The organism is Wolbachia endosymbiont of Tuta absoluta, from assembly GCF_059414725.1.
This window is the reverse complement of sequence record NZ_JBNRJY010000413.1, coordinates 1-11,555: the sequence shown is the minus strand read 5'-3', so window position 1 is coordinate 11,555 and position 11,555 is coordinate 1. Positions and strand designations below refer to the sequence as shown.

Below are 11,555 nucleotides of genomic sequence, written 5' to 3'. Positions count from 1 at the left end.
AAAAAAAGTGGAGCAAAAGTGGATTATGGCTCTCCCTAATTGGGCTTTAACTATGTCTCAACTTGACATCTTCTTTCCCAACAGATTGAAAATTGAGTTGAACTAAAAATGCGGCTTGACACACTTTTTTGAACATTCCCGCCTATTCGAATTTGCCTCGTAAATCCCTTACATCACACCTTCTCATTGGTAGCCATGCAACAAAGCCATCCAATATCTCCAACTAATACTGGATATCGATATTTTGTTATCCACACTATGTGATATATATACAGAGTGACTGCTTTTTCTATAATATTCCACATTCTTTGAGATTTTTCACCTTAAAATTATATTCTTAAAAGGATGGACTTTAAGTCCAGTGTTTTTCTCCTAAATTTGGGACAATAAAATCTAACGTGACTTCGCGCCAAATGTGATGCTGCTCAGCAGGTAAGCCAATTAACGGGCTACATTTATATACTGCACGCATTGCATTATCTGCTGCTGATCTAAAAAGAGGATTATTTTGATAAGAACTACTATCTGCTACGTTGGCTACAACGATCTCGCCTTTACTGGATAATAATAAGTTAATTTTTATACTAAAATTTTCTTTATAAACTATGCTCTCAGGAATGCTCCAACACTCTGTCAGTTTATCCCTTATAGAATTAATAATTTCTGTTACAGCCAATTCATCATCTTTGTTCTCAATATTTTTCTTATCTCTTATTTCATTTTTCACCTCTTTGATGTCTTCTCTTAGTTTTCTTTCTACACCCTTTTTTCTTTTGGGAATTGGAATACCCTCATCAATTTCCTGTATTTCAATAATTTGCCTCGGTTGTACTAACTCAACTAATTCTTTTTTTCTTTGTGGTATAGGAATAACTGACGAATCATCCGTTTGGGCTTTCATTGAAAAAAGCAAAAAACAACATAGAAACAAAAGAAGAGTATGATTAAAATAGAGAGGGCGCATATGTTAAGCAGCTTGTTTTACTGGTTTAAAGCTAATATTGCACATAAAGTCAATATATTTCAGTTGACTTAAACTCAAATTTGCTACACTAATTTTATTATCTCTATAATATCACATGGTCAATATACTCTGAATGAGATGGAAAGATGAAGGTGTTATTATAGCTGTTAAAAAATACGGTGATAAAAATTTAATTCTTTCTCTATTTACAAAAAATCATGGAAAGTGCAGAGGATTAACTAGGTTAACAAACAATAGCAATTATAAGTTTCAAATAAGTAATCTATTACATGCAGAATGGAGTGCTAAGCTACCTGAAAATCTAGGTTTTTTAAAGTGCGAATTGATTGAATCTCCATTTCATCATTTCTTTCAAGATAGGTTAAAAAGCATTGCTATTGTTTCTTTCTCGTCTATATTAGAAAAAGTGCTTCCAGAAAGTGAATCCTGCATCAAGTTATATGATAATTTTAGACACTTCATCGATGTAATAAAACATAATAGCCAGTTTTGGCAAAGTCATTACCTTAACTTAGAGCTTCTGCTTCTTACGCAACTTGGATTTAAGTTAGACCTATCAAAATGTGCTGTAACAGGTGTGAAAGAAAATCTACAATTTATTTCTCCAAAAACTGGTAGAGCAGTGTCAAAAAAAGTAGGTGACTGTTATGCAGATAAATTACTACCTTTTCCACAGATGTTGCATGATGTATACAATAACAACCTACAAAATAGCTACTCATATCAAGAATTCAGACTAGGGTTAAAAATTACAGGGTATTTTTTAAATAAATATCTATTTCTGCAGTTAAATGCGAAATTTCCGGAGTTGAGAAATTTTATGCTATCATTTGAATCTTAGTTACTACTTATTTGAAAGAACTTCAACCAGTAACCACTCTATTTCTACCACTGTTTTTTGCTTTATATAAATATTTGTCAGCACGTACTATAAATTTTTTAACATCATCAAGGTCAGATCTTTGCATTGCTGAAATTCCAATGCTCACAGTTACATTATGGGTTGTATTTTTACCCACAAGTATAAAAGGTTCTTTGGCAATAATTTTCCTTATTCTCTCTGCAATAGTATACGCATCTGATACATTGGTATCTGGCATTACAACAACAAATTCCTCACCACCAAACCTAGCTAATAAATCTGTCACTCTAATATTTTCAGAAATTCTTTTCTGTATTTCCTTTAAAAGTTCATCTCCAGCATTATGCCCAAAGTTATCATTCACCATCTTAAAATAATCTATATCAAGTATCATAAGAGATAAACTTCTATCTTTTTCCACAGAATCCTTAACAATATTTCTTAAGTGTGCATCAAAATATCTTCTATTATAACAGTTAGTTAATGGATCCTTTATAGACATTTCTACATTATTAAATAAATTCATTCTCAAGGCATCTTGATACCTTTTGCGTTTCACTTGCAAATTAACCCTAGCTATTAATTCACTCTCATCTAAAGGTACTGTTAAATAATCATTAGCACCTACATCAAGTGCCTTTACTAAATTGCTTTTATCATAATCTTCAGAAAGGATCAGAATTGGTGTATAACGTGTTTCTACTTTACTACGAAACTTAGAACACAACCGTAGGCCGTCAGTTTTTGAAAACTGCATGTCAGAAATAATCAGGTCGTAATTATCCTTAATACCAACCTTTAATGCTTCTTTTGGATCGTGCAGTATTTTAATTGATCTGAAGCGTTGCTTTAGAACATTGTGTATCTGCTCTGCTTGAAAGGTGTCCTCATCTACAACAAGTATGTTAGCATCAAAAATCTGATTAGAATAATCCATAATACTGCTTTCTGCTACTCCACCAATCTCAGCATTAGTTTCTCCTCTCAAGCACAACTCATCTATTATCATCTTTAAGCGCACAAGAGACTTAATTCTTGCAGATAAAGCAGTTTCATCTATCGGCTTAGTTAGAAAGTCATCCGCACCAGCATTAATTCCTTCCACTCTATCATGAGTGTCATGCAGCGCAGTTACCATAATGATTGGAATATAAGTCGTTAAGGGATCATTCTTTAGCTTCTTACAAACCTCAAAACCACTCATTTTTGGCATCATGACATCAAGTAAGATAATATCTGGCTGCTGTTCCGCTACTAAATCTATCGCCTCCTCGCCATCATAAGCTACAATAACTGTATAGTACTCTGCTTTTAGCTGAGCCTCCAAAAGCTTAACATTAGATGGTATATCATCTACTACTAGGATTTTTGCTGTCATTTTTTGTACTATCTACATTGTAAGTAGGATAAAGCTTGCCATCTTCACCAATTATGTAATTGACTTTTTCAACGTTATGCCCTTCATATAATTCTTTAATTCCGGTATCCTTCAACAATTTCCTAACTCTTGATTTTACAACCCAGAAATACCTATATATATTTTTAATAAGATTAAGAAATACAGGTACTTTACTTTTATCAAAAACAATTATACTCACTAAAGCTACAACTAAAATTTCTGAAAGACCTATATTAAACATTTTTCCTATGAAGCAAGTACTTTAATTCTCCTGATTATGAGTATTAATTTACTTAAATCAAGTTTAGAAGCAACCATCTCATCTAAAAAGCTATTGTAACGCTCTATATAATCCTTATCATTAAGAGCCCAAGTTTGAACCTTATCTATATGATTATCAGTAGCTTTTATAACTTTAACAGCTAGCTTATGATGATAATTGCTTAAATCATCTAATAAATCATTAATTAAGCTGCGATCCCAATAAGAAGAATGGCTTTTAATCTTGACAGCAATTGTTCTAATCATATCAAACCTTAGCAGCGACTTTAATTTAAAGTATATTCTACCAGCTTCAAAGATTGATAAAGATGTCTGTTCAGCAATAGATATAACGTCCAGCGCATAAATAAGAATACGTAAATCAGCAACCTTTTTTGCTAGATCTTTATTTATGTTAAGCTCTACCAAAGAGGTTAATCCATGATTATAGATCTTTAACAGGCGATCATCTAAAATATCATGGCCTAAAGTTTCAATTGCACCCCTAAATTTTGTAACACCATCTAGTTCTACAAGATTAAGCTTACCAAGATTTTTTACTAACCAAAATGATACCCTACCAATAAATTTTTGCACACTTCTCACTACTTGCAAATATGAATCAACATCAATTTTTCCATCCAATTCATCAATTTTCTGCCAAAGGCTACTTAAATTATATAGGTGATTAACAACGATATATATGTTAACTGCTTCATGTACTTTAATTCCAGTACTCTCAACCAAATTATTAATAAATATACAGCCCATCCTATTTACTACATCGTTTGTAATGCAAGTAGAAATAATTTCCCTACAAAGTTGGTGTTTCAATATGGAATCCTTGAACTCTGTTACCATCCTTTGTGGAAAGTAATTTAGTAAGTAATCACGGCACAAAAAATCTTTTTCAGGTAGCTCAGAGTGTATAACTTCATTTTTTATTGCTGTTCTTGCATAAGACATCAGAACAGAAAGCTGAGGAGAACAGAAACCTTCTCCATCAGTTAACATTCTTGCTACCTCTTCTTCAGCTGGAAGAAATTCTACATCTCGGTTTAGCAGCCCAAATTTCTCTAAACTGAGTAATAATTTATGGTGCTGCTCCAACTTTTCTTTAGCTTGCAAGCACTCAAGAAGCAATGCTTTTGTTTCAATCCTGTTATGGTTTTCAAGTACCTTAGATGCAACTTCATCTATCATGCTAGCCAGTATTTCATTCCTTTTTTCCAAGAAAATTCCCCCTTCTTTCATAATTGCAACAAAAGCAATCTTGATGTTAACTTCAAGATCAGAACATATTACTCCTGCTGAATTATCAATAAAATCTGCATTGATATACCCACCTATTTTAGCGTATTCTACCCTTCCAAGCTGCGTGCAACCAAGGTTGCCACCCTCTATAAACATAGAAGCTCTAATATCATGACCGTTTACTCTTAATTCATCATTTGCTTTATCGCCAACCATGCCATGGCTTTCACTTTTTGCCTTAACAAAGGTGCCAATTCCTCCATTCCATATGAAATCCACTTTTGCCTTGAGCAAATATCGAATCAAATCATTTGGAGATAATGTATCTTCCGTTATATCAAAGCACTTTTTCATTTCTTGAGAAATTTCTACTTGTTTGCTACTACGTTCAAATACCCCGCCACCATGAGAAATCAAATCTCTATTGTAATCCATCCAAGTGGAAAACGGTAATTCAAAGAGCCGTTTACGCTCCACGAAACTCTTTTCCGCATCAGGATTTGGATCAACAAAAATATGCATATGATTAAATGCTCCAATTAAACTCATATTTCTTGAAAGCAGCATGCCGTTCCCAAATAGATCGCCAGCCATATCTCCAATTCCAATAACAGTTGTATCCTGGTAAATATCCTTATTCATTCTCCAAAAATGGCGTTGTGCTGCAATCCATGCACCTCTTGCTGTAATACCCATCTTTTTGTGGTCATAACCTGCTGATCCACCAGATGCAAATGCATCTTCGAGCCAAAAGTTACATTCAGAGGATATTTCGTTTGCATAATCAGAAAATGAAGCAGTGCCTTTATCTGCTGCAACTACCAAATATGGATCATCTTCGTCATACCTAATCACATTTTCTGGTGGAGTTATTTTGCCATCAACTACATTATCAGTAATATCAAGCATTCCTCTGATGAAATTCTTATAGCATTCAACACCTTTCTCCCTTAAAATGTTTTTGTCTTTATAAACTTGCTTTATTACAAACCCACCCTTTGCGCCAACAGGTACAATGACCGCATTTTTTGTCATCTGGGCTTTCATGAGTCCCAAAACTTCAGTGCGAAAATCTTCCGTTCTATCCGACCATCTCAAACCACCACGAGCCAACTTCCCTCCTCTTAGATGTATTCCCTCAAAAAGGTTTGAATAAACATACAATTCACGGTATGGGCGCGGGTCAGGTAAACCATTTATTTTACTTGAATCAAATTTGATAGATAAGTATGGCTTATCATCTTGATAATAACTGGTTCTCAAAATTGCCATTATCAAGTTAAATATCGAACGCAAAACGTAATCATTTGAAACGTTGCTGATCTCTTTTAGTAGTTCTTCAATTTTTTCTATCAAAATGCTAGTAGTTTCTGCCCTATCAATATCTATTTTAGTATCAAATCTTGAATGAAATAATTCTACTAAATACCTTACTACTTTTGGATACTCTGATACTACTTTCTGGATATATTCTGGGTTATAGCTAAATGATGTCTGCTTTAGGTAGGCGCTTAGCGCTCTAATCAGAAGCACTTCCTTCCACTTGAGCCCAGCAATAATGATCAAGCTGTTAAAATAGTCATTTTTTATTTCCTTGCTGAACACTTTTACAAGTGTTACCTCAAACTGCTCTTTTAAAGTAATGTTGTCTATTAATTCATCAACTCTTGACAACACAAAATGATGTATCCATATTCCACCGTTGATTTCTATATAATAACCATTATGAGATAGAATCTTAGCCCCTAAATTCTTAGTAACCTTTAATATCTTTGACAATTCAAGGCCTCCGTTGCTTGGAGTGTAAACCTTCAATTGATAGTTGAGATTGTCACGAGTAAGCCTCAAATCAACTTCGCTGACTTTTTTCTTTCTCACTATCTCCAATTTTTTCATATCATAATACGCATCATGAGGTTCAAAATTCTCTTGATAACTTATCGGAAATGCCTTGCAATAGCGGATAAATATATCCTCAACAGTGCTAAAAGTATTATATAAATTGTCTATAAAACGATCTTCCCACTTTTCTGTAATGTTTCTTAACTTGTTTTCGATACGCAAAACTTCATCATCAAAAATGCTAGCGCTTTTGGTTCTTAGCACCACGTGTAATTTCATCAAATCATATTCATTGATAATGTGATTGTTATAAATATCTGAACTTTCTGCATTCGTTTCATCTTTCAATATATCGCGTATCTTAAACATTAGTCTTGCACTAGCATAACGCATCGGTATCAATACTATGCAACTAATAAAGTTCCCTACCTTTCTCAAAAATAATTTGACTCTTGGTCTAATCGCAAGAGACATGATCGAGGTGCAAATTTCAAATAACTCGTCTTCATTTGATTGGAATAATTCGTCACAAGAAAATGCCTGTAAAATGGAAATTAAAGCTTTATTGTTATGGCCACCAGGAACAAATCCTGCCTTTTTTTCTATTGTTGTAACCTTATCCTTTATTACCGGAATAGTTCGAATATCTTGCACTTCTGCTATAGAAGTAAATAGCCCAAAAAAATGCTGTTCCCTTATTACATCACCCTGATCATTAAATTCTTTCACTCCTATACAATTCATATAGGTACGCCGATGAACTATTGAGATTAGGTCTGATCTTAGTATGTATAAAGAATTCAAGCTTTCAGAAAAAATTGATGAATTTTGGTACTCTTCACTTGCTCTCATTAACCCGAGGCTCTCCTTACCACTTAGAGCAAGCTTCCCTTCTTTATTAGTAATGTATTCTTGATAACCTAAAAATACAAAATTGTTATTTTTCAACCAAGCTAGAAAATCTCTGCCTCCAGCATCCAATGCCGGATGCTCAAGAAGCTTCTTGAGCATCAATTGCCAGTCCTTTACAACGCAGTTAACTGCTTTTAGCGTCTTTCGTAGAGATTCTTCTAGTGTATCAACAAAGCTACCGCTTATGCCTTTAATAATTACATATATTACTGACTCTTTGATTCCATTACTTTCTTCTAAAAGATGAATTTTATCTATTAGGCTATTTTTTCTTTGAACATTAATTATGCTGTTACTATAATAGCATATAGTTAAACCGTTTGACTTAATAGTGGAAATGACAGAATCCACTAAAAAGGGCATGTCATAATTTGTGATTTTAATTATAGTGAAATTGCCTTCTATTCCTGAAATATCATTTACATTACTTACTGCCAATTTACTTTCTTCTTTTTCTTTTTTAAGAATGAAGTTGTATGCATCTTCTGCAATGTATAAAAGAAATTTATCGTTGACTTTTAGGTCACTATTATAAACAAAATTATAAAAGTACTGTATAAACTCTTTAATTTTTTCTTTCTCTTTTTTATTCCCTTGATCAACTAGCTTAAATAAAGACTCAACATTAACATTATGATTTATACACATTTTTCAAAACAAAAATACACAGCGAATCTAGATCTTTTTAACTAAGATTTCGTTACCAGAAGTATACACTATTAGCTCATCTCCTTCTACTATTTCCCCAGATAAAACTAACTTAGCTAGATTATTTTGAATGCATTCTTGTATTACCCTTTTCAGAGGCCGCGCTCCATATTCAGGGTCATATCCAGTTTGTGCTATTAGTTCTTTAGCTTCTTGCGATAAACTAATACTCAGTTTACGCTTAGCAAGCATCTTTTGTAAATAAGAGAATTGAACATCTATAATTTTATCAATGTCATCTTTGGTTAAGCTGTGGAATATAATAATTTCATCCAGTCTATTTAAAAATTCTGGACGAAACGCTGACTTAACTATTTTCATCACCTCATCTTTCACAGATTCGGTAGCTCCTCTTAGCATCATCTCAGCTCCAAGGTTAGAAGTTAAAATTAGTATGGTATTACGAAAATCAATTAATTTGCCATGGCTATCGGTTAGTCTACCTTCATCCAAAATCTGCAGTAGTATATTAAATATATCTGGATTTGCCTTTTCTATCTCATCAAACAAAATTACCTGATATGGTCTTCTCCTTACTGCTTCGGTTAATCTGCCACCTTGTTCATAACCAACATATCCTGGAGGCGCACCAATTAACTTTGAAACGGAGTGTTTTTCCATATACTCTGACATATCAAAGCGTAGAAGTGCTGATTGATCATCAAACAAAAATTCGGCAAGAGATTTTGCTAACTCTGTTTTTCCAACTCCGGTTGGACCTAAGAATAAAAATGAACCAAAAGGTCGATTAGTATCCTGAACACCAGAACGGGAGCGCCTTACTGCATTACTTATCGCTTCAATTGCATCTCTCTGCCCTATTACTCTTTTTCCTATTTCATTTTCCATGTTAAGGAGCTTTTCCTTTTCACTATGCATCATGTTATCAACTGGAATGCCTGTCCATTTTGAAACAATATTTGCAATATCACTCTCAGTAACTTCTTTCTTTAGGAAACTATCAGTAACTTTTTCCTGATTTTTTAACTCATTTTCAAGTTGAGGAATCACACCATACATCAATTCCCCTGCCCTTCCTAAATTTCCATTCCGCTGAGCCAATTCTAGCTCTTTCCTCGCATTATCCAATTTTTCAGCAGTTTCTTGTATTTTAGCTATTTTATTCTTTTCCATCTGCCATTTACTGCTTAAGTCAGCAAATTTACTGTTTAGACTCTCAATTTCCTCATTTATCTTTTTTAAACGTTGCTTAGAGTTTTCATCACTTTCTTTTTTCAAAGCCTCTGACTCAATTTTCAGCTGTATAATCTTTCTTTCAAGCTCATCAACAACCTCAGGCTTGCTGTCCATTTCAATTCTAACCCTACTTGCTGCTTCATCAATTAAATCGATCGCTTTATCAGGTAAAAACCTATCTGTTATATATCTATTAGAAAGCGTTGCAGCAGCGATTATTGCACCATCTGTGATTCTAATACCATGGTGCACCTCATACCTCTCCTTCAAACCCCTCAGTATTGAAATAGTATCAGTCTCAGTCGGTTGAGAAATAAACACAGGCTGAAAACGCCTTGCAAGCGCAGGGTCTTTCTCTATATGTTGACGATACTCATCCAAAGTTGTAGCCCCTATACAGCGAATTTCTCCACGCGCAAGAGCAGGCTTGAGCAAATTTGAAGCATCCATCGCACCACTTGTCGCTCCTGCTCCCACTAAAGTATGAAGCTCATCTATAAACAAAATAACTTTGCCCTCTGCTTTTAAAATCTCATTAATCACTGCTTTTAGTCTCTCTTCAAACTCCCCTCTAAATTTTGTTCCAGCAATTAATGCACCAAGATCCAAAGCTAAAACTTTTGCATCACGCAAACCAAGTGGTACATCATTTGCAACAATTCTGTTTGCTAAACCTTCAACTATTGCAGTTTTTCCAACACCAGGTTCACCTATCAGTACTGGATTATTTTTTGTTCGCCTCAACGATACCTGCATAGTTCTTCTGATTTCCTCATCACGACCAATTACAGGATCAAGCTTACCTTGCATAGCAAGCTCTGTAATATCTTTTGTATACCTCTTTGCCGCATTTAATTTTTCCTCGCTATTTGGAGAGTCTGCACTGCCACCTTTTCTCATTTCTGCAATAACTGAATTTAATTTTTGCGGTGTTACACCACCTTCTGCTAAAATTTTACCTACAATTTCATCTTTTTGTGCAGCAAGGCCCTGCAACAACCGCTCAACAGTAACAAATGTGTCTTTATTTCTCCTCGCAATACCAATTGAATCATCAAAAACTTTTGCTACCTCTCTTGAAAGCTGAAGTCCAACACTACCTGGTCCTCCAACCACTGGAAACTTTTTAATTGTACTACTCACAGCATCAGAAATATTCTGAACATTTCCATCACAGGTGCCTATCAAATCCTGAACTAAACCTGACTCATCTTCAAGCATTACTTTAAGTAAATGTTCAGGCATAAAAATCTGATGCCCAGCTCCCAATGCTTTCATTTGAGCGCTCTGGATTAGGCTTTTTGCTTTTTCGGTAAATTTATTCAAGTCCATAATACAAATTTAACTCATACTTGCTGATATATATAACAACTACTTTCTCAATTTTAAACTTAAAGTCATTCAGCATTCAACCACTATGGATTAAAATCCATAGTGGTTGAATATTTGATCGTAGGGCTTATCTTTGTTATGCCTTGACCTTAACACAGCTACATTTCTAGGTTTTTCCATCATCGTTTATAATGTTAGGATTAGCGCCTTTTTCTAGCAAAAATTTGATAATCCTTAAATCACCATAATATGCAATATTATGTAGTGCTGTGCTTACATACTTGTTAATAATGTTTACGTTAACTCCCTCATCTATTAAAAACCTAACTATCTCTAAATATCCCCTTCTGCAGCATAATGTAACGCAGTTAACTTAGGCATGTGTGTATCAGTATCTAATAAATTTTTTACTGAGAATTTTACAGTTTCTAAGTTACAATTTTGAGAAGCAATGCGTAATATCGTTTTATAATTATCTGCAGCTTTTGACTTCATGTAGTAATAGGTAGCAATAATACATACTATTAATGTTATAAGCCACCAAAAATGCAGCTTTTTTTTTGTATCTTGACTCAATTTATCCATATTCAACATCTTTTTAATATTAAATAGATCGATCAATCTGCGTAGTACATAATTTCTTCCTTCATTTCCAGGAAGCACTCCTTCTGCGATGAGAAATGCAGCTGCACGAAGGTGATCGATCCCCGGAGAGTTGTTTTGTTGGATTAGGGGCATGTTTCTCATTCACACTTTGATAAATTAAACATTTCGCCTCCGCCACCTCCCAAGTTAATATTTAT

At 34.1% G+C, this 11,555-nt stretch carries 6 protein-coding genes and 3 pseudogenes; 1 reads left to right on the top strand and 8 read right to left on the bottom strand.

Annotation, left to right across the window (positions count from 1 at the left end; translation table 11 throughout):
- Window positions 1-209: 209 nt before the first annotated feature.
- Together ACJ5GX_RS04465 and tolA are read right to left on the bottom strand one after the other, a co-directional pair.
- Window positions 210-303: pseudogene (locus ACJ5GX_RS04465) on the bottom strand (IS200/IS605-like element ISW1 family transposase); the annotation flags it as partial.
- A gap of 49 nt (window positions 304-352) precedes the next feature.
- Entirely contained in the window at window positions 353-901 is a 549-nt protein-coding gene (tolA, locus tag ACJ5GX_RS04460) for a cell envelope integrity protein TolA (RefSeq protein WP_052265027.1), read from the bottom strand.
- 196 nt (window positions 902-1,097) lie between these two features.
- On the opposite strand from tolA, the gene recO reads away from it, so the two are divergent.
- Window positions 1,098-1,826: a DNA repair protein RecO gene (gene recO, locus ACJ5GX_RS04455; protein WP_007302913.1), complete on the top strand. Its 729-nt coding sequence runs from the start codon at window positions 1,098-1,100 to the stop codon at window positions 1,824-1,826.
- A 22-nt stretch (window positions 1,827-1,848) separates the two neighbouring features.
- Here the strand turns inward: recO and ACJ5GX_RS04450 are convergent, their stop codons facing one another.
- From ACJ5GX_RS04450 to ACJ5GX_RS04425, 6 genes and pseudogenes are all read right to left on the bottom strand, one after another.
- Entirely contained in the window at window positions 1,849-3,225 is a 1,377-nt protein-coding gene (locus ACJ5GX_RS04450) for a PleD family two-component system response regulator (RefSeq protein ID WP_007302914.1), read from the bottom strand.
- Window positions 3,197-3,487 carry a Sec-independent protein translocase subunit TatB gene (tatB, locus tag ACJ5GX_RS04445; protein WP_007302915.1) on the bottom strand — a complete coding sequence of 97 codons (291 nt, stop codon included), beginning with the start codon at window positions 3,485-3,487 and terminating at the stop codon, window positions 3,197-3,199. Before tatB ends, ACJ5GX_RS04450 begins: the two co-directional genes overlap by 29 nt.
- 5 nt (window positions 3,488-3,492) lie before the next feature.
- Window positions 3,493-8,163: an NAD-glutamate dehydrogenase gene (locus ACJ5GX_RS04440; protein ID WP_052264805.1), complete on the bottom strand. Its 4,671-nt coding sequence runs from the start codon at window positions 8,161-8,163 to the stop codon at window positions 3,493-3,495.
- Window positions 8,164-8,190: 27 nt separating this feature from the next.
- Entirely contained in the window at window positions 8,191-10,752 is a 2,562-nt protein-coding gene (gene clpB / locus ACJ5GX_RS04435) for an ATP-dependent chaperone ClpB (RefSeq protein ID WP_052264804.1), read from the bottom strand.
- A gap of 90 nt (window positions 10,753-10,842) precedes the next feature.
- Window positions 10,843-11,337, bottom strand: a pseudogene (locus ACJ5GX_RS04430) (ankyrin repeat domain-containing protein).
- Window positions 11,338-11,367: 30 nt separating this feature from the next.
- Window positions 11,368-11,454: pseudogene (locus ACJ5GX_RS04425) on the bottom strand (alanine--tRNA ligase-related protein); the annotation flags it as partial.
- Window positions 11,455-11,555: the final 101 nt, after the last annotated feature.

What these genes read in the sequence shown, in the direction of transcription:
- ACJ5GX_RS04450 (WP_007302914.1), bottom strand. Translation starts at nt 3,225, where the DNA reads ATGACAGCAAAAATCCTAGTAGTAGATGATATACCATCTAATGTTAAG.
- tolA (WP_052265027.1), bottom strand. Translation starts at nt 901, where the DNA reads ATGAAAGCCCAAACGGATGATTCGTCAGTTATTCCTATACCACAAAGA.
- recO (WP_007302913.1), top strand. Translation starts at nt 1,098, where the DNA reads ATGAGATGGAAAGATGAAGGTGTTATTATAGCTGTTAAAAAATACGGT.
- ACJ5GX_RS04440 (WP_052264805.1), bottom strand. Translation starts at nt 8,163, where the DNA reads ATGTGTATAAATCATAATGTTAATGTTGAGTCTTTATTTAAGCTAGTT.
- tatB (WP_007302915.1), bottom strand. Translation starts at nt 3,487, where the DNA reads ATGTTTAATATAGGTCTTTCAGAAATTTTAGTTGTAGCTTTAGTGAGT.
- clpB (WP_052264804.1), bottom strand. Translation starts at nt 10,752, where the DNA reads ATGGACTTGAATAAATTTACCGAAAAAGCAAAAAGCCTAATCCAGAGC.